The sequence below is a fragment of the Chitinophaga sp. GbtcB8 genome, assembly GCF_019091455.1.
Lineage (GTDB): Bacteria > Bacteroidota > Bacteroidia > Chitinophagales > Chitinophagaceae > Chitinophaga.
Map to the genome: position 1 here is coordinate 64,721 of NZ_JAGXJN010000010.1, position 26,716 is coordinate 91,436.

Annotated in this window: 15 protein-coding genes; 13 read left to right on the forward strand and 2 right to left on the reverse strand. The window is 48.8% G+C overall.

Annotated elements, in window-relative coordinates; all coding sequences use genetic code 11:
- The first annotated feature begins 126 nt into the window (after positions 1 to 126).
- The 11 genes from KVT36_RS11665 to KVT36_RS11715 all read left to right on the forward strand — a co-directional run bounded on the left by KVT36_RS11665 (position 127) and on the right by KVT36_RS11715 (position 9,095).
- Complete coding sequence (locus KVT36_RS11665) at positions 127 to 657, forward strand: helix-turn-helix transcriptional regulator (protein ID WP_089914375.1); 531 nt, start codon at positions 127 to 129, stop codon at positions 655 to 657.
- A gap of 4 nt (positions 658 to 661) precedes the next feature.
- Entirely contained in the window at positions 662 to 1,558 is an 897-nt protein-coding gene (locus tag KVT36_RS11670; protein ID WP_217603671.1) for a DNA-3-methyladenine glycosylase, read from the forward strand.
- 50 nt (positions 1,559 to 1,608) lie between these two features.
- The gene (locus KVT36_RS11675) at positions 1,609 to 2,094 is read left to right on the forward strand and encodes a methylated-DNA--[protein]-cysteine S-methyltransferase (RefSeq protein ID WP_217603672.1); all 486 of its coding nucleotides are present in this window, start codon (positions 1,609 to 1,611) and stop codon (positions 2,092 to 2,094) included.
- Between the two features lie 334 nt (positions 2,095 to 2,428).
- Positions 2,429 to 3,889: a pyridoxal-dependent decarboxylase gene (locus KVT36_RS11680; RefSeq protein WP_217603673.1), complete on the forward strand. Its 1,461-nt coding sequence runs from the start codon at positions 2,429 to 2,431 to the stop codon at positions 3,887 to 3,889.
- 12 nt (positions 3,890 to 3,901) lie between these two features.
- Positions 3,902 to 4,819 carry an EamA family transporter gene (locus tag KVT36_RS11685; RefSeq protein ID WP_217603674.1) on the forward strand — a complete coding sequence of 306 codons (918 nt, stop codon included), beginning with the start codon at positions 3,902 to 3,904 and terminating at the stop codon, positions 4,817 to 4,819.
- Complete coding sequence (locus tag KVT36_RS11690) at positions 4,806 to 5,279, forward strand: DinB family protein (RefSeq protein ID WP_217603675.1); 474 nt, start codon at positions 4,806 to 4,808, stop codon at positions 5,277 to 5,279. Before KVT36_RS11685 ends, KVT36_RS11690 begins: the two co-directional genes overlap by 14 nt.
- A gap of 86 nt (positions 5,280 to 5,365) precedes the next feature.
- On the forward strand, positions 5,366 to 5,806 hold the full coding sequence (locus KVT36_RS11695; protein WP_217603676.1) for a GNAT family N-acetyltransferase: 441 nt from the start codon (positions 5,366 to 5,368) through the stop codon (positions 5,804 to 5,806).
- A 12-nt stretch (positions 5,807 to 5,818) separates the two neighbouring features.
- Complete coding sequence (locus tag KVT36_RS11700; protein WP_217603677.1) at positions 5,819 to 6,379, forward strand: NUDIX hydrolase; 561 nt, start codon at positions 5,819 to 5,821, stop codon at positions 6,377 to 6,379.
- Positions 6,380 to 6,402: 23 nt separating this feature from the next.
- Positions 6,403 to 7,191: a 23S rRNA (guanosine(2251)-2'-O)-methyltransferase RlmB gene (gene rlmB / locus KVT36_RS11705; protein WP_254639960.1), complete on the forward strand. Its 789-nt coding sequence runs from the start codon at positions 6,403 to 6,405 to the stop codon at positions 7,189 to 7,191.
- A gap of 39 nt (positions 7,192 to 7,230) precedes the next feature.
- The gene (locus tag KVT36_RS11710; RefSeq protein ID WP_217603678.1) at positions 7,231 to 8,085 is read left to right on the forward strand and encodes a hydroxymethylglutaryl-CoA lyase; all 855 of its coding nucleotides are present in this window, start codon (positions 7,231 to 7,233) and stop codon (positions 8,083 to 8,085) included.
- A gap of 35 nt (positions 8,086 to 8,120) precedes the next feature.
- Positions 8,121 to 9,095, forward strand: coding sequence for a GSCFA domain-containing protein (locus KVT36_RS11715; protein ID WP_217603679.1), 975 nt, complete (start codon positions 8,121 to 8,123; stop codon positions 9,093 to 9,095).
- A 198-nt stretch (positions 9,096 to 9,293) separates the two neighbouring features.
- Here KVT36_RS11715 and KVT36_RS11720 read toward each other — a convergent pair whose 3' ends face one another.
- Complete coding sequence (locus KVT36_RS11720) at positions 9,294 to 10,790, reverse strand: MFS transporter (RefSeq protein WP_217603680.1); 1,497 nt, start codon at positions 10,788 to 10,790, stop codon at positions 9,294 to 9,296.
- Positions 10,791 to 10,941: 151 nt separating this feature from the next.
- Between KVT36_RS11720 and KVT36_RS11725 the strand changes: the two genes are divergently transcribed.
- On the forward strand, positions 10,942 to 13,185 hold the full coding sequence (locus KVT36_RS11725; protein WP_217603681.1) for a patatin-like phospholipase family protein: 2,244 nt from the start codon (positions 10,942 to 10,944) through the stop codon (positions 13,183 to 13,185).
- Positions 13,186 to 13,196: 11 nt separating this feature from the next.
- On the opposite strand, the gene KVT36_RS11730 is transcribed toward KVT36_RS11725, so the two are convergent.
- The gene (locus tag KVT36_RS11730; protein ID WP_217603682.1) at positions 13,197 to 13,793 is read right to left on the reverse strand and encodes a tRNA-(ms[2]io[6]A)-hydroxylase; all 597 of its coding nucleotides are present in this window, start codon (positions 13,791 to 13,793) and stop codon (positions 13,197 to 13,199) included.
- A gap of 522 nt (positions 13,794 to 14,315) precedes the next feature.
- On the opposite strand from KVT36_RS11730, the gene KVT36_RS11735 reads away from it, so the two are divergent.
- On the forward strand, positions 14,316 to 26,381 hold the full coding sequence (locus KVT36_RS11735; protein ID WP_217603683.1) for a hypothetical protein: 12,066 nt from the start codon (positions 14,316 to 14,318) through the stop codon (positions 26,379 to 26,381).
- The last annotated feature ends 335 nt before the right edge of the window (positions 26,382 to 26,716 follow it).

Sequence of the window (26,716 nt, forward strand, 5' to 3'; positions counted from 1 at the left end):
TATTAATAGTCATGGGGCTGGTGCTTCAGGCGAACAACCGGCCTCCGGTATTAATTATTCATTCTTAATTATTTTTTGTGCAATTAAAAAGTTGCACTATTTTCGTGCAACTTAAATGTTGCGCAAATGGATGAGCTGTTTAAAGGGCTCGCTGATCCGGTACGCAGGCAAATACTGGAGCTGTTGTTACAGCAGCCGCTGAATGTGAACCAGATCAACGAGCATTTTAGTGATATTAGCCGGCAGGCCGTTTCCAAACATGTAAGTGTGCTGGAAGACTGCGGCTGGATAAGGATCTACCAGGCCGGCAGGGAACGTTATGGTTACCTGAATAAAACGGCTTTTTACCAGCTGAAAGACTGGCTGCAGGACTACCTGAACCTGGACCAGCGTTCCCTTAAAAACGATCATGGCGTATTCCTGGAACGTACTACCTACAAGAAAGGTTCCCCGCTAACTTATCCTGTAATGCTGCAGGCCATGCTCAGCAAGGATAAGGATTTTGATACCCTCTTCTACAACGCCGTAAAAACCACCGGCATTTTCTGCAAACCATCCTGCTCCGCTAATCCGCGGCCAGACAATGTTATTTTTTATGCTAACCGCGATGAAGCCCTGAAGAATGGCTTCCGCGCCTGTAAGCGTTGTAAACCATAAGCACATGATCACAGTACCTATATTACATCCTGAACAATTTTCCTTTGCGGAGTGCCTGGTATTTCTCAGCCGCTCTGACCGGGAGTGCCTGCACTTTGTGAAAGACGGTTACCTGCAGCGTATGATCGTGCAGGATGGCGCCCCGCTGCTGCTGAAGATCCGCGAAGCAGCCGATAAAAAAGCGCTGGAAGTACAGGTAGCCAATCCATGGGAGGTAGCGGTGAATGAAGCTAACATCCGCCAATTCGTTACGCATTGGCTGCACCTGGATGCTGATATGCAGTCCTTTTACAACTTTGCCGCGCAGGATGAGGTATTAGCGCCGCTGGTGCAGCGTTACCCCGGCTTGCGCCTCATTGGTATACCGGACTTGTTTGAAGCTATTACATGGACTATTACCGGGCAGCAGATCAGCTTACCATTTGCCTATACATTACGCCGCCGTTTTATACAGGCCTTTGGTTACCATGCACAGGTAGAGGAAGCAGATCATTACACTTACCCGCATCCTGCGGTGGTGGCCGGCTTACAGCCGGATGACCTGATCCCCATGCAGTTCTCGCGCAGTAAGGCCCATTATATTATTGGCATAGCAGCGGCCATGACAGAGGGGCGGTTAACAGCAGCACAGCTGCAGCAAATGGAATATACCGCTGCCAGGGAATACCTGCTGCAATGGAAAGGCATCGGCAACTGGTCTGCTAACTATGTGTTAATGAAGTACAGCCGTTTCCCGGAAGCATTACCGCTGGAAGATGCAGGCCTGCACAACGCCCTGCGCCGCCAGCTACAGCTACCGGCCAAACCTTCCCTGGTAGCAGTAAAAGACTACACCGCCCATTGGCAGCAGCATGCAGCTTATGCCACCTTTTATTTGTGGAGAAGCTTATCCAGCGAGTAAGTCTTCGTTGCATTCAATTCGCACTTCGTAATTGAAAATTCGTAATTGTCATGGATCTCTACCACCACACCTATCAATCACCCATCGGCCCACTGGGCCTCACGGGAAATGATGACCACATCACCGGGATCATTTTTGATCCGCGCACGCTGGTCACTATGCAATCTTTGCCGGATATTTTCCTGCAGTGCATGGCGGAGCTGGATGCATATTTTGCCGGCAGCAGCCGTACTTTCAGCTTTAACATGCAGCAAAGCGGTACAGATTTTCAGCAAACGGTATGGCAACAGCTGTTAGCCATCCCTTACGGTAATACCATCTCCTATTTACAGCTGGCTAAACGGATCAACAATCCTAAAAGCATTCGTGCCGTAGGCACTGCCAATGGCAGCAACCATTTGCCGATTGTGGTGCCCTGCCATCGCGTAATTGGCAGCAATGGTTCACTTACAGGTTTTGGCGGCGGTATCTGGCGTAAAAAGTGGCTGCTGGAGCATGAATGGAAGCATAAGTATGGTACACAGGAATTGTTTTAACCGGATAAGGTCCATTCGTTTGATGATCCCGCCCCGTATCTGTACCGTGGCAGTTTTAAAGAAAGCCTGTTATAAGTGATATGCCTGTACGATTAATTTAAGACCATCTGATCTGGTTGTTTGTTTTTGCAATTTCTTTTTATGTATGCAGGTCCGCTTGTTATTGGTCAATAACAGCAGGGATACGGATAATTGCCCCCGACCGCAGATCACGAAAGTTGGTTCAACAGCTATCTGATCTGGTCAATTTTTACAGAACTGCATCTGTTTTAGATAAGTTTTTTGTATCAATTTTGCTGTCTCAACCGTTACAGTTATTCTAAACGTTAGTAAGATGAACGCGCAATTAGAACAGGATCTGGCGCAATTGAATGACCTATTGTCAGCAACGCAAACATTTAGTACACACTTCTTATCCAACATAGAAGAGCTGCCCGCCAGTAAGTACATGCCACCGCCAGGCAATGTTACTTTATTACCCGAACAGGGCATAGGGGCTATGGCAGCCTTACAGCAATTCCAGAAGCAATACGGTCCGTACCTGGCAGCAGGTGCCGGACCGCGCTACTGGGGTTTTGTAACCGGTGGCGTAACGCCTGCCGCCTTAGCTGGCGACTGGGTGGCTTCCGCCATTGATATGAATGCAGCCGACAAAGGCGGAGCTGCCTTTAATATTGAAATAGCCACCATACAAATGCTCCGCCAGTTATTTGGGTTGCCGGATGATTTTGAAGGCAGCTTTGTATCCGGCGCTACTATGTCAAACTTTGCGGGGCTGGCTGTGGCAAGGCAATGGCTGGGAGAACAGCAGGGAGTAGATGTAGGGCAGCAGGGCATAGGCGCCTTACAGGAGCCAAAAGTGCTTGCCTGCACACCGCATTCCAGTGTGGCTAAAAGCCTTTCTATGCTGGGTTTTGGCAGGGATGCGCTGGTAAAGATACCTGCCCTGCCCCAACGGGAAGCGGTAGATGTAGATGCGCTGGAGGCCTGGCTGCAGCAGCACAAAGGCCGGCCGGTGATCTTTGTTGCCAGCGCAGGCACCGTAAATACAACTGACTTTGATGATCTTGCTGCGCTGGCACGTTTAAAACAGCAATATAATTTCTGGTTACATGTGGATGCTGCTTTTGGCGGGTTTGCCGCCTGCAGCCCGCAGCACCGGTTTTGGGTAAAAGGCTGGGAAGCGGCAGACAGCATTACCATTGACGCGCATAAATGGATGAACGTACCTTATGATGCCGCCATGATCTTCTGCAGGCATCCTTCATTACAGGCCGCCGTGTTCAAGAACGTAGGCGCTGCTTACTTAGGCGATCCTGCAAAAGATTTTAACTTCATTCATCATGTACCGGAAAACTCGCGCCGCCTGCGGGCCTTACCAGCCTGGTACTCGCTGCAGGCTTATGGTGCAAAAGGCTACCAGGATATAGTAGAAGCCAATATACAGCAGGCGAATTTACTGGGATCGCTGATTTCAGACAGCCCGTACTTCCGCTTGCTGGCGCCGGTGAAGCTGAGCGTGGTTTGTTTTACACTTAGCAAACCTTTAAACGAGCTGGATGAAGCCACTGCCCGTTTCCTGGAAATATTGGCTGAGCGTGGCGTAGTCTTTATGACGCCTACGGTATACCTGCACACACCGGCCATCCGCGCAGCGCTGGTGAACTGGCGTACTACGGAGCAGGATGTACGCACAGTATTTAAGGAAATGGAAGAAATAGCACAAAGCTTAAAGCCCAAAGCAGCAACCAAAGAAAAACCGCTGTTAGACAAGCTACTAGGCTTTTTGCTTTAAACCGCTATAAGAATGACACAATCCAAACATACAAAAGCTTACCTGGCGCTGGTCATAGTAAGCATTTTCTGGGGCACTACTTACCTGGCTTCCAGGATAGGAGTGCGGCATATGCACGGGCTTATGCTATCAGGCCTGCGGCAAAGCGTGGCAGGTGTGCTGTTAGTTAGCTTCTTTTTACTGAAAGGGTATAAGCTGCCGGGTAAGGCCGTATTATCGCGCTTGTTTATTATTGGTATGATGATGTTGGTAGGCGCCAACGGCCTGCTTACCTGGGCCATGAAATACATACCCAGTGGGCTGGGCGCCATTATTGCCGCCACTGTACCTATCTGGATGACCATCTTCAGCTTTTTCCTGGTGCAGCAAAAGAACCGGGTATCGCCCCTGTTAATTGCCGGTATGGTCATTGGTTTTATTGGCGTGGCAGGCATTTTTTCCGATTACCTGGGAGATCTGATGAACCCTGATTTCCGCTTTGGTATTATCCTGGTGCTTATCAGCTGTTTGTCGTGGTCCATGGGTTCTGTGCTCACCGCCAAGTGGGCGCTGGAGGTGAATTACCTGTACGGCGCAGGGTTTGAAATGTTATTCAGCGGCATTGTAATGCTGGTAATAACCCTGGTCACCGGCGAGTTCCGCCATGCGGAGTTTACCGGCGAATTATGGGGCAGCCTGTTATACCTGATCTTCTTCGGGTCTATATTAGGATACTCCGCTTACGTATACACGCTCAATAACCTGCCTCCATCCCTGGCATCCGTATATGCTTACATAAACCCGATAGTAGCAGTGCTGCTGGGGTGGATGATCTTAAATGAACAATTAAACTGGATCACTGCTTTATCATGCCTGGTAACATTAACCGGGGTGTATATGGTGAATACAGCCGTAAATAAAAGCAAAGAACAACGCTATGAGCTCAGTTGAGGAAACCACTGCACAGGCAACCGCCCGCGGGCTGGAACAAACATTAACAGTAGCTGTACCTAACCTTCGGAAGTATACCGAAGCAGAAGCAGCCTTCAAACCAGCGCCTGAAAAGTGGAGCAAAAGGGAAATATTGGGTCACCTGATAGATTCTGCACTCAACAACCATCAACGTTTTATACGCGCCCAGCAAGGGCCGCTGGAGCTGCCGGGATATGCGCAGGATTTCTGGGTAGCCGCACAGGGCTACCAGGAAACAGACTGGGAAACGCTCATCCTGTTATGGGCCGTAGTGAACCGCCACCTGGTACGGGTAATGCAACGCATTCCCGCAGCCGCCTTACAGCAAACCTGTAAAATAGGCGCCCACGCACCGGTAACGCTGGAATATATAGTGGAGGATTACCTGGTGCACTTACACCATCATCTGCGGCAGGCGCAGGTGACTTATTCAACCTGAACGATTTAGATAGAAGTATGACACGATGCCCGCTGGTATTTACCGGACCGGGCATCTTTTTTTAGCGGGAAGTCTTACATTTAAGCATGACAATCAGAGAAGCCACCTTACAGGATGCCGCTGCAGTAGCAGTTTTGTTTGATGCCTACCGGATCCACTATGAGCAGGCGCCCGACCTGCCGGGTGCAGAAGCCTTTATAGCTGACCGGATCCGCAACCGGGAAAGCGTGATCTACCTGGCGCAGGAAGGGGAAGAGCTGCTGGGTTTCGTACAGCTATACCCGTTATTCACATCCGTAGGTATGCAGCGCGCCTGGGTGCTGAACGACCTGTATGTATGGGAGCAGTACCGCAATACCGGCATAGGCCGCGCGCTGATCGATGCTGCCAAAGCGCTGGCCCAATCCACCAATGCCAAATGGATCATGCTGCAAACGCATAACGACAATGTGAACGCACAGGCCCTGTATGAAAAAACAGGTTTTGAGAAAGATGATATTTACTACTACTATTACCTGAGCGTTTGATATTTTTATAACATGGAAACAGTGCACAACAACCCCTGGAAAATATTATCCAGCCAGGTACAGTATGATAATAAATGGATACGGCTTACAGAACACCAGGTCATTAACCCTAATGGCGGCGCCGGTATTTACGGCGTGGTACATTTCAAAAACCTGGCTATAGGCGTGGTAGCGCTGGATGAGGAAGGATATATTTACCTGGTGGGGCAATACCGTTTTCCGCTGGAACAGTTCTCCTGGGAAATACCGGAAGGCGGCGGCCCGCTGGATGAGGCGCCCCTGGCTTCTGCCCAGCGTGAGCTGCTGGAAGAGACCGGGCTGGTAGCCAAAGAATGGTCACTTATTGTAAACATCCACCTCTCTAACTCTGTATCTGACGAAAAGGGCCTGGTGTACCTGGCCCGCGGCCTGGAACAGCGTGCGCCGGAGCCGGAAGAAACCGAACAGCTCACTACGCGGCGCATTCCTTTTGAACAAGCCTACCAGATGGTGAAAAACCACCAGATCACCGATTCTATGTCTATTGCCGCCATTCAGAAAATAAAGCTGATGATGCTGGAAAAGGAGATTTAGCACATTAGTTCGTAATTTGCAGCATGGATTTTCGTAAAAACGCTACCCGCCGCACCTTTGCACCCAAGCCCAAAGCCTCTTCCATGGTTGTAGGGCGGCAGCCGGTGGTAGAAGCAATACAATCCGGTAAGGCCATTGAGCGCATTTATATGCTGCGCAATGCTACCGGCGACATTATTCCGCAAATAAAGCAGCTCGCCGCACAATACAATATTCCCATTAACGGAGTACCGGTAGAGAAATTGAATAGCCTTACACAGGCTAATCACCAGGGTATTATTGCCATTACAGGCCAGATCAGCTACCTGGACCTGCAGGATGTGATCTCCCACACTACAGAGCAGGGCCTTACGCCACTGTTCCTGATCCTGGACGGTATTACCGATGTACGTAACATTGGCGCCATTGCCCGCAGCGCCGTTTGCTGTGGCGCGCAGGCCATCATTATCCCGGATAAAGGGATTGCAGCGCTGAATGAGGAAGCCATTAAATCCTCTGCCGGTGCGCTGGAAAAAATATCCGTTTGCCGGGTCAACAGCCTGCTGAAAGCCATTGACACCCTGCACCTGAACGGTATTAAAGTAATGGCCAGTGAAATGGAAGCCACGCCCAGGCTGTACAACTGCGACCTGAAAGAGCCGGTAGCCGTGATCATGGGGTCAGAAGATAAAGGGGTGTATCCCGCATTGTTAAAAGCAGCAGATACACTTTTTCATATACCCATGACCGGTAACTTTGAATCCTTCAATGTATCCGTAGCAGCGGGTATCATTTTATATGAAGCCATGAAGCAAAGGACCTTGGAGGTATGATGCATCATACAGCTGAGATCCGGGTTCAAATCATCGATCATGAAACTAATCGAATGTCCGCGGGACGCTATGCAGGGATGGCATCACCCCATTCCAACGGCCGGTAAGATCCAATACCTCAATACCCTGTTGCAGGTTGGTTTTGATACCATCGACTTGGGCAGTTTTGTATCGCCTAAGGCTATTCCGCAAATGGCGGATACGGCAGAAGTGTTGTCGCACCTGGATATTCCGGCAAACGGCAGCAAGCTGCTGGCCATTGTAGCCAACCAGCGCGGGGCAGAAGAAGCTGTGATGTGCGAACCAATTACTTACCTGGGTTATCCTTTTTCCATATCAGAAACATTCCAGCTGCGCAATACCAATAAAACCATTGCAGAATCCCTGGAGCTGGTGCAAACCATGCAGGAGCTGTGTATCAAGAACCGCAAACAGCTGGTAGTATACATCTCTATGGGTTTTGGCAATCCCTATGGCGATCCGTATGACGCGGGCATTGCCATGCAATGGGTTGATGAGCTGACAAAGATGGACATTGGCATTATTTCCCTGGCAGATACCGTAGGCGTAGCAGAACCTGATAACATTACCAAACTGTTTTCCACGCTTATACCCGCTTACCCGCAGGTGGAGTTTGGCGCGCATTTTCACTCCGCCCCTCATAACTGGGAGGAGAAAGTGGCTGCCGCCTATGCGCAGGGCTGCCGCCGGTTCGACAGCACCATTAAAGGTATTGGCGGTTGTCCCATGGCTAAGGACGACCTGGTAGGCAACCTGGCCACGGAAAACCTGCTGCAGTTCTGTAATGAGCATAATGAGCCGCTAACAATGAACCAGTCTGCATTAGCCGCTGCGCAGCGTTTGGCGGAGCAGATATTTACTACTTCGCTCTGATCTTCACTATTCATTCTTAATTATTAATTACAAGCATGCACTTCCGCCTTACTTTTCCCATTACGCCCATAGAACCGCCCATCGACTACCGCGACCGGCTGTTGCTGATGGGGTCTTGTTTTGCGGAAGAAATGGGGGCGCAGCTGCAACAGCATTTGTTCCAGACTTTGGTGAACCCGCATGGTATTTTATACAACCCCCTTAGCATTACCCATGCCATACACAGCTACCTGGATGCTAAACAGTATACGGAAGCAGACCTTTTCCAGCACAATGATCTGTGGCATAGCTGGGACCATCACAGCCGCTTTTCCGCACTAACACCTGCTGCAGCGCTGCAAAATATCAATGCCGCTCAAACGCAGGCCGCACAATGCCTGGAAGAAGCCCGCTGGCTGGTGATCACCCTGGGTTCTGCACATGCTTATTTATTAAAGGAAACCGGGCAGCTGGCAGGCAACTGCTATAAAGTGCCCATGGCATCTTTCTATAAAAAGCTGCTTACGGTAGATGAGATCATCAGTGCCCTGGATAACATGATGCACCGGCTGTTCTTCCGCAACCGGCATATTAATATCCTGTTTACGATCAGCCCTGTACGTTATGTGCGGGATGGAGTGGTGGAAAATAACCTCAGCAAAGCTATACTGCTGCAGGCCGTGCATCACCTGGTAAATAAATTTGACCGCCTGTTCTATTTCCCGGCCTATGAGCTGGTGATAGACGACCTGCGCGATTACCGTTTTTATAAAGACGACCTGGTGCATCCCAATGAAACCGCCATTCATTATGTATGGGAGCAGTTCGTAAATAACTGCATTCATCCGGATAGCCAGCAGCTCCTGCGATCCATCCATGATCTGAACCGTGCCCGCCAGCACAAGCCCTTTAACCCGGAAAGCCCCCAGCACAAACAATTCCTGCAAACCTACGCCCGCAAGGTGCAGCAGCTGAAGGAGCAGCACGTACAGCTGGATTGGAGTGAGTTAGAAAAATACTTCAGGGGCTAATTACCCCCGCTGCACGTATTCTAAGTTTAAACTAAAGGTCATTGCGAGGAACGAAGCAATCTCCTGCTATTCGGGGGATTGCTTCGTCGCCCCTCGCACAATAGCTTTACACTGCGTATCGCAATGACGGGTATAATAAAAGTCCTGCAGCTTAAACCGCAGGACTTTCTTTTATGAAGTACTCAATTCGTAATTCTCTTAATCCACTGCCATTTCATATTTATTCAGTCCCTTCTCCCTTATAAATACCATTCCAATCACAAAGCAGATCAGCGCAATGGCGATCGGATAGATCAACCCCGCCAGGTGGTTGCCGGTTTGCGTAACCAGCAGGGTAGAGATAGTAGGTAATAAACCGCCAAACACTCCATTCCCCAAATGATAGGGCAATGACATGGACGTATAACGGATGCGTGTGGGAAACAGCTCCACCAGGAAAGCCGCAATAGGCGCATAGGCCATGGTTACAAACAATACCTGCACAAACACCAGTATTACCAGCAGGATAATAGCAGAATAGCCCAGCGTGATCTCTTTCTTGGTTTCTGTTTTGCCTTGTGTAAGCGTAGAGATCTCCTTTACCTGCGTACCATCCGAATAGTTGTGAATGCGTGTGGTTTTCTCTGTGCTGATGCCGTTATTGCTGCTCAGGTTACTTTCTATCCGGAATTGAGCGGTAAGCTCCTGTTTCTTTTGCAGGTTCACGGTATTATCCATGGCACTGTAAATAGGGTAGTAGGCCAGGGCTGCCAGCAGCATACCAGCCATCATGATCTTCTTACGGCCTATCCTGTCAGATAATCCGCCAAAGTAAATAAAGAACGGGGTGCCCAGCACCAGCGCAATGGCAATGATCACGTTGGACTGTACAAACTCCAGCTGCATGGTCTTTTGTAAGAACGAGAGCGCATAGAATTGACCGGTGTACCAAACCACGCCCTGCCCCATGGTAGCGCCAAATAACGCCAGCAGCACCATGCGCAGGTTCTCCTTTTTGCCAAAGCTTTCTTTAAGCGGGTTGCGGGAGGTTTTGCCTTCTGCTTTCAGCTGTGCAAACAAAGGCGATTCCTTCAGGCGGATGCGGATGTAATAAGACATGATCACCAGCACCACTGACAGCAGGAAAGGGATACGCCATCCCCAGCTGCTGAAGTCTTCCGGTTTCATAACATTGCGTGTGATCAGTATTACTGCCAGTGATACAAATAAACCCAGTGTAGCCGTGGTTTGTATAAAACTGGTGTAATACCCGCGTTTGTTGTCGGGGGCATGTTCCGCTACGTAGGTAGCAGCGCCGCCGTATTCACCACCCAGGGCCAGGCCCTGTAACAGGCGCAGCACCAGTACAATAATGGGTGCAAATACGCCAATGCTTTTATAATCCGGTATCAGCCCAATGGCAAAGGTAGAGCCGCCCATGATCAGCAACGTAAGCAGGAAAGTATATTTACGGCCTGCCAGGTCGCCCAGGCGGCCGAATATAATAGCCCCGAAAGGGCGTACAATAAACCCTACCGCAAAGGTAGCCAGCGTGGCAATGTAGGCCAGGTCAGGGTTTGTGGCCGGGAAAAACTTTTCAGAGATAATGGCGGATAAGCTGCCGAAGATGTAAAAGTCGTACCACTCTATAAGGGTACCGGCAGAAGATGCGAAGATCACCTGCCAGATATTTTGCACATTTTTCGAGTTGTTCATTCGTAGGATTTATAAAAACAGGGGAGAAGATATAAAAAATTATTACAGTATTTAAATCTTTTGTAGGGGAAATAACCCTGGTATACGTCTTTACTGTCAGATGAATCCGTTAACTTTAGACAATACTTTGTTGCGTCTGTGGACAGTTACTATGAGGTTTTTAAGCGTAATACTAGCCGTTATATTTCTTGGAATTTGTAGCTACCCTGCCGCCGTACAGGCCCAGTCGGACAAAGGCCGTCCTAAAATAGGGCTCACACTCAGCGGAGGCGGGGCCAAGGGCCTGGCCCATATAGGCATCTTAGAAGCTATTGACAGCGCCGGGCTGAAGATCGATTATATCACCGGCACCAGCATGGGCAGCATTGTAGGCTCCCTGTACGCCATGGGTTATTCCGGCGATACCATTGAAACGCTGGCTCGCCAGCTGGACTGGGACAACCTGTTTGCCAACCAGGCATCACTGAAAGATATTTCCTACGAAGAAAAAAGCGAATACGATAAGTATATAATAGAGATCCCGTTTGAGTATGGCAAACCCAAGCTGGCTTCCGGTGTAATCACCGGTGAGCAGCTATGGCTGGAGCTGGCCCGCCTGTGCTGGCCGGCGCGGGATATAAAAGATTTCTCAAAGTTCAATATCCCCTTTAAATGTATTGCCACAGATGTTGCCACCGGCGAAATTGTAACGCTGGACACAGGGCAGATCATTACCAGCATACGGGCCAGTATGGCCATCCCTTCTATTTTTACCGCAGTAAAGATCGGCGACCGCAAGCTGGTGGATGGCGGCGTAGTACGTAACTTCCCCGTGATCACCGCCAAGGAAATGGGAGCGGATATTGTGATAGGCTCTAACGTAAGCGGCGGCCTGCGCAAAGCCGACCAGCTGACCACACCATTAGATATCATTTACCAGCTGGGATTTTATAAAGATGCTATTGACTTTAAGGAAGCCCGCAAAGCCTGTGATATTTATATCCGGCATGATATGGAGGAATATTCCGCCGCCAGCTTTGGCAGCGTGGATTCTATTATCGAAAAAGGAAAACAAAAAGGCCGGGAAATGTACCCGGTGTTCAAACACCTGGCCGATTCGCTGAACGCCTTGTATCCCACCGCACCTTTTCAAAAGGACCGCCTGCCTTTTGTGCCGGACATAGAATTAACAGGCATCAGCATAACAGGGTTGGTGCATTCCGACGAAAAATTCTTCCGGGGCCGCCTGGGCCTCAAAACCGGCGGTTGTTATAACCCGGAGCAGCTAAAGGCTGCCGTACAGAACGTGTTTGGCACCCGTTTTTATAAAGAGATCACCTACAGCCTCACACCGGATGGCCCGGCAAAAGGCACCATGAACATACAGGTAGAGGAGAATCCCCTTACCTATGTAAAGTTTGCATTGCTGTACAATACTTTCACCAATGCCAGCGCCATTATTAATATTACACAAAGGAATTTCATTGTACCCAATTCCCGTTCATTCGTAACCGTAGCTATCAGTGAAAATCCGCGGGTAGAAGCAGAGTACTTTAAATACCTGGGCTGGAACCGCAGCTTTGGCTTTGGCATGGGCCTGTACTTTGAAAATAACGGGTTGAATGTGTACGATAATTTCATTCGCCAGCAGCAATACCGCACCAAGTATGCTAACGCTAACATACATATGCAGTATGCCTTAAGCCGTATTATGACCATTGGCGTTGGCACCCGCTGGGAGTATTTCCACTTCCGGCCCAGCTTTGAATCATCAGAAGAATTGAAGGGAGATGGCAACCAGATGAACAGCTATTTGTATTATGGCGTTAATTCCCTGGACCGTAAGATCTATCCGCGCAAAGGTATGGACCTGCAGTTTGAAACAGGCTGGGTGTTTAACCAAAATCCCAGCTACCGCCTGTATAAAGATGAGGTAATGGTGCCGGAAGACAGTACCGGCCTGGAGTTCCCGAACTATCAGCATGCTATGCTGCAAATGAAATATTACTTTCCGTTTAGCCGCAGAAGTGCGCTGGAGGTGAACCTGGGTAGCGGTGTGAATTTTAATTATAATCAATCCCCGATCAATGGTTACCTGTTAGGGGGCTTGAGCAAAGTTGCGCATAACCAATTAACGTTTCCGGGATTGTATGAAGGTGAGGTAATAACATCCAGCGCAGCAATTGCGCAAGTCGCTTATCAGCATGAGCTTTTCAGGAACCTGTTCGTACTGCCGCGCATAGGTGTGGGACTGTATGATTTCAATGGCGATGTAAATGCCCGTTACCGTTACCTGAGCGGCTACTCCATTACTGCTGGCTATAGCTCGCGCCTGGGGCCCATAGAAGGCTCCCTCATGTACAATGACCAGGATGGGAGGTTGAAGTTTTATGTAAATATTGGATTCAACTTTTAATATGCACATCATCAATGCATCCTATCCCCTCTAATCTCCATTCCCTTTAAGATCTCCGCTTCTGTTTGCAGCCAGTACTGCCAGCGCGGGCTTACTTTTTCTTCGGGAATATATTCATGCGCCAGGTCAATGAACAGGCGGTAATGCCCTGCTTCAGAGATCATGAACTTGCGGTAAAAATCACGGAGGTATTCATCTTCCAGCCCTTCGCTCAGCAGGCGGAAACGCTCACAGCTACGGGCTTCTATAAGGGCGCATATCAATAGCTTATCCAGCAGCTGTTCTTCAGCAGTGCCGCCTTTTACCTGGTGCAGCATCAGCTCATTTACATAAGCATCCTTGCGTTGTTTGCCCAGGGAAAAACCTCTTTTTTTCATTTCTGCCAGCACCTGCCGGAAGTGGCCCCATTCTTCTGTAACAATAGGTGCCAGGTCCTGCACCAGCCGGTCTTTTTCAGGATAGCGCTGTATCAGTGATATGCAGGCCGTAGCAGCCTTCTGTTCGCAAAAAGCATGGTCGGTTAATACTGCCTCCAGGGAAATGGAAGCCAGGTTCACCCAGCGAGGGTCTGTTGGCAGCTGCAGGCCAAGAATGGATACTTTAGACATAGTAATGAAACTAAAGGTGTTCAGGTACCGGGCCGGTTATCATAACAGGCATGGCTTCCGGATACCGTGGCAAGTTACAAACTTATAATATACCGCAAGGGCAGGGAGTATACAACTGGTATAAAAAGTACGTAAACCTGCAGATGAATATCCCGGTAAATACCGGTAAAGTATATTTATTGTGCTCGGGGGTAAATTTTTTTTTGTCCATTATGGTTATTTTTTATTCCGCAATAACCGGTACTATTTTTATTAAATACACCTTACTATAATTAGTAGTCAGTTATTTGCAATATGTCCTATACGAAAATTGATCTTCCTCCGTTCCGACTATTCATTTCGGTTTAATTGTCTGTACGACATTCATACGATATGCGATATAGTAATATTCACTAATATTACGCAAGAATTTAATTTGTGTAGATCTGTAGCTAGCCTTTACCTATTGAACAAGAAGTAATCACTTAAACCATAACCAACCTTATCGTGAAAATTTTACCAACGAAAGGACGTGGGCATTTTATGTCCTTCGTTCTCCTACTACTGTTATTTACCAGCAACAATCTTTTTGCCACGCCTGAATGCCCGATCGTAACGGCAAGATTCCCCCTGGCAAACGGTACTACTGTTGATAACAGTGCTACCGGATGGTACCTGGATGCATCCAGAGTAGCCAGCACCGGCTATTTTGCAGTTAAATCAAACCGCCTGCATGCGCAGGAGCTGGGAGGTGAAGGCATCTGGTATTCCAAAGTATTTTCTACTGCAGGATATGCCGGCTGGCAGGTAGCAGTAAAGGTATCTTCGGAAGGGGATATGAACAGCTCAGAGTATGTAAAGATCTATTATAAGATAAATGGTGGCAGTGAAGTATTACTGGACCAGCGTACCGGCAACTTCGGTACCATTGATTTTACATCGCCCGCATTGAATGGTAATAGTGTGCAGCTGGTAGTGAAGATCTATAATTACAACAACGGAGGCTCGCAAACCTCCAAATATTATATTGAGGAATACCGTGTGTTTAAAGATAAGGGCCCTTGCTCCGCCACTGGAATAACGGTAACGGCTACTGCGGGTAATGGCGGTGTGCTCACCTGTGCCAACCCGTCCCTTACACTGTCTGCCAGCTCTACTGCTTCCGGTGTAAGTTACAGCTGGACAGGCCCTAATGGTTTTACTTCCAATAGTCAAAACCCGGTTGTAAACACTCCCGGAACCTATACCGTAACAGGCACCAGCTCATCCGGTTCAGGTACTGCTTCCGTTACAATTACGGAAAATAAAACACCGCCGGACCTCTCCGCCACAGGTGGCAGCCTGGCTTGTGGCTCCTCTGGCGTTACGCTAAATGCTAATTCTTCTGTCGCGAACGTAACCTACAGCTGGACAGGTCCTAATAATTTTACCAGTACGGTAAAAAACCCTACCGTTAGCACAGCCGGTAATTATACGGTTACAGTGAGGAATCCTGCGAATGGCTGTACTGCTTCGCAAACAGTGAGCGTTACCAGCGGCGCTGCCGCATCCAATACATGGGTAGAGGATTTTGCGCTTTCCAATGGTGCTACCAGCGATAACGGTACCACCAGCTGGACCACCTCAACCCCATCCGGCAGCACATTTGCTGTAAATAATAATGAGTTTAAGATCAGTGGCCAGGGCACTACCGGGGAAAGTGTATGGACTTCCGGTGTGATCAATATTACCGGTAAAACCAGTATTAATCTTGCTGCAAGTGTACGAAGCGCCGTAACAGGCGGCGCCGTAATGAATGATACCGGTGAATATGCAGATTACATACGTTTTTATTATAAGCTGAACGGCGGGGCTGAAGTATTATTTGCAGAAAGGAAATCTGCTATCAATAATCACAGCACCACCTATACGAATTTATCGGCCGCCGTCTCAGGCACCGGTACCAGCTTGCAGCTGGTGATCAGGGCCAGGGCTACCGGTACGGATGAATTTTATTACACAGATAATGTAAAGGTAACAGCCGTAGATCCGGCAGTAACGTTAGCAACAGCTGTTAGCGGGCCGGTAACCTGTACCGGTAATGCCACTATTACTGTAACGCCCAGTGGTACAATATCATCCTGGGCATGGACAGGTCCCAATGGCTTTACCTCCACTACACAAAACCCCACTGTAACAGCAGGAGGACAATATAATGTTACAGGCACTATGCCAGGTGGCTGTACCGTATCCGCATCTGTAAATGTTACAGAAAATAAAACACCGCCGGATGTTACGGCTACTGGTGGTGCACTGGGATGTTTAAGCAGTGTTACCATCAGCGCCAGTTCTTCCGTGTCGGGTGTGTCCTATAGCTGGACAGGTCCTAATAATTTTACCAGCAACTCCCCAAGCACTTCCGTAAACACTGCAGGTACTTATACGGTAACAGTCAGAAATCCCGCTAACGGCTGTACGAACACTCAATCCGTTCAGGTAACAAGCGGTGCTGCTGCTCCTGCTGCTTTTTGGTGGGAAGATTTTACACTGGCAAACGGCACCACCGTTGATAACGGTGTTACCAGCTGGACGCTGACCAATAGCGGTGCAGGTACTATATCTGTACAGAATAACGAGTTTAAGGTTTCCTATAATGCAGCCGCAGAAGCCGTATGGACCTCTGGTGTGGTAGATATTTCCGGTAAAAGCAGCGTAGTGATCTCTGCCAACCTGCGCAGCGAAACGGCATCCACCAACGATGCGTTTGAATCAGATGATTATATGCGTGTGTATTATAAGCTGAATGGCGGTGCTGAAGTACTGGTATATGACGACGCAGCCGGCATAGGTAATACCACCAATGGCACGGCCAGCACCACTGTCAGCTCTGCCGCATTAACCGGCAACACGCTGCAGGTGATCATCAAAGCCAGGAATTCAGATGCAACAGAACGTTACTACTTTGATGATGTGAAGCTGACCGGCGCTAATACAAGCAGCACCATTACAGCTACTGCATCTGTAACAGATTCCCTGACCTGTACGCGTACTTCCGTTAACCTTTCAGGCAGCTCGAATATTACAAACGCTACTTACCGCTGGACCGGTCCTAACAACTTTACTTCCACTACGCAGAACCCGTCTGTAACAGCTCCCGGTAATTATATATTAACGGTTACTGACCCGGCCGCGGGTTGTACTGCAATGGATACGGTAACGGTAATACGTAACACTACTGTACCGAATGTTACTGCTGCTGCAAGCGGCTCACTTTCATGTGGCGCTTCTTCAGTAACGCTTTTGGGTAACTCATCCACCGCAGGGGTAACTTACAGCTGGACAGGTCCCAATAATTTTGCCTCCACCGCGCAAAACCCTCAGGTAAGCGTGGCCGGGGATTATATATTAATAGTTACCAATCCTGCCACTGGCTGTACGGCAAAAGATACCGCAACAGTTAGCCTTAGCGCCAGCACTGCTGCATTCTGGTTAGAAGACTTTACGCTTGCTAACGGTACCACCAGCGATAATGGTACTACCAGCTGGACCACCACAACACCTTCCGGCAGCACCTTTGCAGTAAATAATAACGAGTTTAAGATCAGTGGCCAGGGCACTACCGGAGAAAGCGTGTGGACTTCCGGTGTGATCAATATTACCGGTAAAACAAGTCTGGGTCTTTCAGCAAACGTACGCAGCGCCATAACAGGCGGCGCCGTAATGAATGACACCGGCGAATTTGCAGATTACATTCGTTTCTATTATAAGCTGAATGGTGGTGCTGAAGTATTATTTGCAGAAAAGAGATCTGCTATCAATAATCACAGCACCACTTATAGTAACATATCACTGACCGGTCTAAGCACCGGTACCAGCTTGCAGCTGGTGATCAGGGCCAGGGCTACTGGTACTGATGAATTTTATTACGTGGATAATGTGAAAGTGACAGGTGTAGATGCTGTTGCCGGCGTGAGTGGCCCGCTTTCCTGTAAAGCCACTTCAGTAACGCTTTCCGGTAGCTCATCCACCGCTGGCGTAACCTATAGCTGGACAGGTCCTAACAATTTTACATCTATAGATCAAAACCCGGTAGTAACGGTTGCTGGTACTTATACCCTTACCGTTACTGCTCCGGGTGGTTGTACGGCTACCAGCACAGTTACCGTATCGCAGAATATTGTCAAACCTAACCTGACGGTAACACAGCCGGCAGTGCTTACCTGTACCACTACATCAGTAAGCCTGGCAGCTGCTACCACCACCACTGGTACTACTATTACATGGACCGGTTTTGCTGCCGGTCAGAACCCGGTAGCAGTTACTGCACCTGGTAAGTATTATGTAACGGTGAAGGATACTGCGAATGGTTGTACCAGCATGGACAGTGTAACGGTAACGCGGGATGCTGTTCTGCCTAACCTGACCATAGCGCAGCCGCCTGTACTTACATGTGGTACTACATCTGTGAATTTAACGGCCTCGTCTACCACCAATGGTGTTACATTCACCTGGACCGGTTTTGCCGCAGGCCAGAACCCGGTAGCAATTACAGCCCCCGGCACATATACCGTAACAGCCAAAACAACGAATGGTTGTACCAGCACGGCCAGTGTAACAGTAACACAGAGTGTTGTGAAGCCAAACCTGACGTTAACACAACCGGCAGTATTAACTTGTACTACTACCTCTGTAAACCTTACAGCCGCTACTACCACCAGCGGCGCCATTATCACCTGGACCGGTTTTGCTGCCGGTCAGAACCCGGTAAGCGTAACCGCTCCTGGTAAATATTATGCGACGGCTACCGGTACCAATGGTTGTATACAAAAAGATAGTGTAACGGTAACGCAGGATGCTGTGATACCTAACCTGACGGTGACACCGCCGGCAGTGTTAACCTGTACCACTGCTTCAGTAAATTTAACAGCCGCTTCTACTACCACCGGTGTTACATTCACCTGGACCGGCTTTGCCGCCGGTCAGAACCCGGTGAGTGTAACCACTCCTGGTACATATACTGTAACTGCGAGAACAGCGAATGGCTGCTCCAATACGACCAATGTAACGGTAACGCAGAATATTGCGAAGCCCAACCTGACGGTAACACAACCGGCAGTGTTAACTTGTGCTACTACCTCTGTAAATCTTACAGCCGCTACTACCACTACAGGTGCAACTATTACCTGGACCGGGTTTGCAGCTGGTCAGAACCCGGTAAGTGTAACTGCTCCGGGTACATATACTGCAACAGCAACAACAGCAAATGGTTGTTCTACAACGGCGAGTGTAACGGTAACGCAGGATAATGCCAAGCCTAACCTGACGGTGTCACAGCCAGCAGTATTAACTTGTACCACTACTTCTGTGAACTTAACAGCGGCATCTACTACTAATGGTGTAACTATTACGTGGACGGGTTTTGCCGCCGGTCAGAACCCAGTGAGTGTAACCGCTCCCGGTAAATACTACGCAGTTGCTACTGGTAGCAATGGTTGTACGCAAAAAGACAGCGTAACGGTAATGCAGGATAATGCCAAGCCAAACCTGACGATAACACAACCAGCCGTACTGACTTGTACCACTACTTCTGTAAACTTAACAGCTGCATCTACTACTAATGGTGCAACTATCACCTGGACCGGCTTTGTTGCCGGTCAGAACCCAGTAAGTGTAACAGCTCCTGGTACCTACACCGCAACAGCAACAACTGCAAATGGCTGTTCTACTACAGCCAGTGTAACGGTAACCCAGGATAATGCCAAGCCAAACCTGACGGTGTCACAGCCAGCAGTATTAACTTGTACCACTACTTCTGTGAACCTGGCAGCAGCATCTACTACTAATGGTGTAACTATTACGTGGACAGGTTTCGCCGCAGGTCAGAACCCAGTGAGTGTAACCGCTCCTGGTACCTACACCGCAACAGCAACAACTGCAAATGGCTGTTCTACTACAGCCAGTGTAACGGTAACCCAGGATAATGCCAAGCCAAACCTGACGGTGTCACAGCCAGCAGTATTAACTTGTACCACTACTTCTGTGAACCTGGCAGCAGCATCTACTACTAATGGTGTAACTATTACGTGGACAGGTTTCGCCGCAGGTCAGAACCCAGTGAGTGTAACCGCTCCTGGTACATATGCTGTAACCGCAACCGCCACAAATGGTTGCGCCACTATGGCCAATGTAACCGTAACACAGAATATTGCGAAGCCTAACCTGGCTATAACACAACCGGCAGTACTGAACTGTACTACTACTTCCGTAAACCTGACAGCTGCCACTAATGGTACAAGTATCACCTGGACCGGCTTTGCCGCAGGCCAGAACCCAGTGAGTGTAACCGCTCCCGGTAAATACTACGCAGTTGCTACTGATAGCAATGGTTGTACGCAAAAAGACAGCGTAACGGTAATGCAGGATAATGCCAAGCCAAACCTGACGATAACACAACCAGCAGTACTGACTTGTACCACTACTTCTGTAAACTTAACAGCTGCATCTACTACTAATGGTGCAACTATCACCTGGACAGGCTTTGCCGCCGGCCAGAACTCAGTGAGTGTAACCGCTCCTGGCACCTATACCGCAACAGCAACAACCGCCAACGGTTGTTCTACAACAGCCAGTGTAACAGTAACGCAGGATAATGCCAAGCCAAACCTGACGGTGTCACAGCCAGCAGTATTGACTTGTACCACTACTTCTGTGAACCTGACCGCCGCTACTACCACTACAGGTGCAACTATCACCTGGACCGGCTTTGTTGCCGGTCAGAACCCAGTAAGTGTAACAGCTCCTGGTACATACACGGCAACAGCGACAACCGCAAATGGCTGTACTACTACGGCGAGTGTAACGGTAACCCAGGATAATGCCAAGCCAAACCTGACGGTGTCACAGCCAGCAGTATTAACTTGTACCACTACTTCTGTGAACCTGGCAGCAGCATCTACTACTAATGGTGTAACTATTACGTGGACAGGTTTCGCCGCAGGTCAGAACCCAGTGAGTGTAACCGCTCCTGGTACCTACACCGCAACAGCAACGACAGCAAATGGCTGTTCTACAACAGCCAGTGTAACAGTAACGCAGGATAATGCCAAGCCAAACCTGACGGTGTCACAGCCAGCAGTATTGACTTGTACCACTACTTCTGTGAACCTGACCGCCGCTACTACCACTACAGGTGCAACTATCACCTGGACCGGCTTTGTTGCCGGTCAGAACCCAGTAAGTGTAACAGCTCCTGGTACATACACGGCAACAGCGACAACCGCAAATGGCTGTACTACTATGGCGAGTGTAACAGTAACACAGGATATAACTAAACCTAACCTGACAGTAACACAACCGGCAGTATTAACTTGTACGACTACTTCAGTGAACCTGGTAGCCGCCACTACGACTACAGGTGCTACGATCAACTGGACCGGTTTCGCAGCAGACCAGAATCCGGTAAGTGTAACTACACCTGGTAAATACTACGCGATTGCCACAGGCAATAATGGCTGCACACAAAAAGATAGCGTAACCGTAACGCAGAATATCACTAAGCCGGCCCTGACGTTAGCGCAACCGGCAATCTTAACTTGTACTACCACCTCCGTAAACCTGACAGCTACTACTAATGGTTCGGGTATTACCTGGACAGGCTTTGCTGCCGGTCAGAACCCGGTAAGTGTAACAGCTCCTGGCAAATACTACGCAGTGGCTACTGGTAGCAATGGTTGTACACAAAAAGACAGCGTAACAGTAACTCAGGATATCACCAAGCCAACGCTGGCCATCACACAACCGGCAGTATTAACTTGTACTAATACCTCCGTGAACCTAACCGCTACCACTAACGGTACAACCATCACCTGGACAGGTTTCGCCACTGGTCAAAACCCGGTAAGCGTAACCGCTCCTGGCAAATACTACGCTATCGCTACCGCCAGCAACGGTTGTACACAAAAAGATAGCGTAACAGTAACGCAGAATATCACCAAGCCAACGCTGGCAATCACACAACCAGCAGTATTAACTTGTACTACTACCTCCGTGAACCTGGCAGCTACCACCAATGGTACAAGTATCACGTGGACAGGTTTCGCTGCGGGCCAAAACCCGGTAAGCGTAACCACACCTGGTAAATACTACGCAGTGGCTACCGCCAGCAATGGTTGTATACAAAAAGATAGTGTAACGGTAATTCAGGATAATGCCAAACCAAACCTGACTGTAACGCAGCCGCCTGTACTGACATGTTCCACTACTTCAGTGAACTTAACGGCTGCATCTACCACCAATGGTGCAACAATCACCTGGACAGGTTTTGCAGCAGGCCAGAATCCAGTGAGTGTAACAGCTCCTGGCACTTATACGGCAACAGCAACAACCGCCAACGGTTGCTCTATAACAGCCAGTGTAACAGTAACGCAGGATAATGCCAAGCCTAACCTGACGGTGTCACAACCTGCAGTGTTAACTTGTACGACTACTTCCGTGAACTTAACAGCTGCATCTACCACAAATGGTGCAACTATCACCTGGGCAGGCTTTGCCGCAGGCCAGAACCCAGTGAGTGTAACCGCTCCAGGTACTTATACCGCAACAGCAACAACTGCAAATGGTTGTTCTACTATAGCGAGTGTAACGGTAACGCAGGATATTGCCAAACCAAACCTGACTGTAACGCAGCCGCCTGTGCTGACATGTTCCACTACTTCAGTGAACTTAACGGCTGCATCTACCACCAATGGTGCAACAATCACCTGGACAGGTTTTGCAGCAGGCCAGAATCCAGTGAGTGTAACAGCTCCAGGTACTTATACCGCAACGGCAACAACTGCAAATGGCTGTTCTACTACGGCGAGTGTAACAGTAACGCAGGACAATGCCAAGCCTAACCTGACGGTGTCACAACCTGCAGTGTTAACTTGTACGACTACTTCAGTGAACTTAACAGCTGCATCTACCACTAATGGTGCAAACATCGCCTGGACAGGTTTCGCTGCAGGCCAGAACCCAGTGAGTGTAACTGCTCCTGGCACATATACGGCAACAGCAACAACTGCAAATGGCTGTTCTACTACAGTCAGTGTAACAGTAACGCAGGATAATTCCAAACCTAACCTGACGGTAACGCAGCCACCTGTACTGACATGTTCAACTACTTCAGTGAATTTAACAGCCGCATCTACCACAAATGGTGCAACTATCACGTGGACAGGTTTCGCTGCAGGCCAGAACCCAGTGAGTGTAACTGCTCCTGGCACATATACGGCAACAGCAACAACTGCAAATGGCTGTTCTACTACAGCGAGTGTAACGGTAACGCAGGATATTGCCAAGCCTAACCTGACGGTGTCACAACCTGCAGTGTTAACTTGTACGACTACTTCAGTGAACTTAACAGCTGCATCTACCACAAATGGTGCAACTATCACCTGGACAGGTTTTGCCGCTGGTCAGAACCCAGTGGGTGTAACCGCTCCTGGCACCTATACAGCAACAGCAACAACTGCAAATGGTTGTTCTACTACCGCTAGTGTAACAGTAACGCAGGATATTGCCAAGCCTAACCTGACGGTGTCACAACCTGCAGTGTTAACTTGTACGACTACTTCAGTGAATTTAACAGCTGCATCTACCACTAATGGTGCAACTATCACCTGGACAGGTTTTGCCGCTGGTCAGAACCCAGTGGGTGTAACCGCTCCTGGCACTTATACCGCAACAGCAACAACAGCAAATGGTTGTTCTACTACAGCGAGTGTAACGGTAACGCAGGATATTGCCAAACCAAACCTGACAATAACGCAACCTGCAGTGTTAACTTGTTCAACTACCTCCGTGAACTTAACAGCCGCATCTACCACAAATGGTGCAACTATCACGTGGACAGGTTTTGCCGCTGGCCAGAACCCAGTGAGTGTAACTGCTCCTGGTACCTATACCGCAACGGCAACAACTGCAAATGGCTGTTCTACTACAGCTAGTGTAACAGTAACGCAGGATATCACCAAGCCAAACCTGTCAATCACGCAACCAGCAGTATTAACTTGTGCTACTACTTCCGTGAACCTGGCAGCTACCACTAACGGTACAACCATCATCTGGACAGGTTTCGCCGCTGGTCAAAACCCGGTAAGCATAACAGCACCTGGTAAATACTATGCAGTGGCTACAGGTAGCAACGGTTGTACACAAAAAGACAGCATAACAGTAACGCAGGACATCACCAAGCCAAATCTGTCAATCACGCAACCAGCAGTATTAACTTGTACTACTACCTCCGTGAACCTGACAGCTACCACTAACGGTACAACCATCACCTGGACGGGCTTCGCCGCTGGTCAAAACCCGGTAAGCGTAACAGCACCTGGTAAATACTATGCAGTGGCTACAGGTAGCAACGGTTGTACACAAAAAGACAGTGTAACAGTAACGCAGGATATCACCAAGCCAAATCTGTCAATCACACAACCAGCAGTATTAACTTGTACTACTACCTCCGTAAACCTGGCAGCTACCACTAACGGTACAACCATCACCTGGACGGGCTTCGCCGCTGGTCAAAACCCGGTAAGCGTAACAGCACCTGGTAAATACTATGCAGTGGCTACAGGTAGCAACGGTTGTACACAAAAAGACAGCATAACAGTAACGCAGGATATCACCAAGCCAAACCTGTCAATCACGCAACCAGCAGTATTAACTTGTGCTACTACTTCCGTGAACCTGGCAGCTACCACTAACGGTACAACCATCACCTGGACAGGTTTCGCCGCTGGTCAAAACCCGGTAAGCGTAACAGCACCTGGTAAATACTATGCAGTGGCTACAGGTAGCAACGGTTGTACACAAAAAGACAGCATAACAGTAACGCAGGATATCACCAAGCCAAATCTGTCAATCACGCAACCAGCAGTATTAACTTGTACTACTACCTCCGTGAACCTGGCAGCTACCACTAACGGTACAACCATCACCTGGACGGGCTTCGCCGCTGGTCAAAACCCGGTAAGTGTAACAGCTCCTGGCAAATACTACGCTATCGCTACAGCCTCCAACGGTTGTACACAAAAAGACAGCGTAACAGTAACGCAGGATATCACCAAGCCAAACCTGTCAATAACACAACCAGCAGTATTAACTTGTGCTACTACTTCCGTGAACCTGGCAGCTACCACTAACGGTACAACCATCACCTGGACAGGTTTCGCCGCCGGCCAGAACCCAGTAAGTGTAACCGCACCAGGCAAATACTACGCAGTGGCTACTGGTACTAACGGTTGTACACAAAAAGACAGCGTAACGGTAACGCAGAATATCACTAAGCCAACACTGTCCATTACACAGCCGGCAGTATTAAATTGTAACACTACGGCTGTAAATCTGACAGCAGCAACTAATGGAACAAGTATCACCTGGACAGGTTTCACAGCAGGCCAGAATCCGGTAAGCGTGATCACGCCAGGTAAATATTATGTTATGGTGAGCAGTAACGTGAACGGTTGTACTAATAAAGATTCCGTAACCGTGATCCAGGATCTTACAGCCCCGCAGGGTGTAGATGCTTCCAATAACGGTCCGCTGACCTGTGCAAGAACCAGTGTAACGCTGACCGGTGTTTCTTCTTCGTCAAATGTTTCTTACAGATGGACGAATGCAACCAACACCTATAACGCCACTACCGCTATAGCATTTACAACAGCGGCAGGCACCTATACGCTCACAGTTACTAATACAGCTACCGGATGTACGTCTACCAAAAGCACAGTGGTAGTCCAGAATAACACCGCACCAGCTACACCGGTAACAGGCAATGATGGCCCGCTTACATGTACCAAAACCAATGTTACCTTAACAGGTAATTCCACAACCGCAGGAGTTACTTACAGGTGGACGGATGGCGCCGGTTTTGATGTGCCGGGATCTACGGCCATTACCACCAAAGCAGGTACCTATACATTAACAGTCACTGACCCGGGTAATAGCTGTACCGCTACAAAGAGCACCATTGTAACAGAGAACAAGGCTATACCGGAATGTGTCATCAATCCGCCGGCAACAGCGCCGGATGCGCAGTCCTTTAATGTATTAACAGCAAAAGATGTAACCAATGTATCCTATGCATGGACGCTCACCGCTACAGATCCCCAATGGTCTATAGTATCAGGTGCAGATGCATCAAGCGTGGTGTATATGTCCGGCGATGCAAATACCTCCGGCACATTTAAGCTGGTAGTAAAGGATAAAACAAATGGTTGCGAGAACACGGCCAGCTTAAAGGTAACAACAGCAGCAGGAGCGATGTTGGTTGCAGCACCGGCTACGGCTAATCTTACTGAACGTGTAGCAAAAGAAGAACAGGCGCCGCTTGAATATAACATCTTCCCCAATCCCTTTGTGGAAAGAGCATGTATCACATTCAAATCGCCGGTGAGCGGAAGGGTAGAAGTAGCCATCTTCGGAGCGATGGGTAACCGGGAAACGGTATTGTTCTCCGGTCAGGCGCAGGGCGGACTTACATATAAACTCTTCCTGGATGCACATAGCATTCCCCCGGGTATGCACTATTGCGTGATCCGTGCAAACGGAAAAATATATTCGGCCAAGCTGATACTGGCCAAGTGGTAATACCACAAACAAAGTATCAGGCATAAAAAAATACTTTACGTTCTTTTTCTCCGGAGGAAGAACGTAAAGTATTTATCAGTAATAGCTATTGAAACATGCTGCCACAGCTGAATGGGAGTGGTATGCCTGATATATGATACTCACATAAACGCACATACGATTTATTTGAAAATACCGGTGAAATATATGGTGTATAATGATTGTTTAGATATAAATATCATTAATTTTATGGTATCAGAATACTATCCTATAACCAATGCCTTTAACCTATGAGTAGTTTTACACAACGTAGCATACCCCATTATGCATCTTTAACTCCCCCTCATTCCGGACAC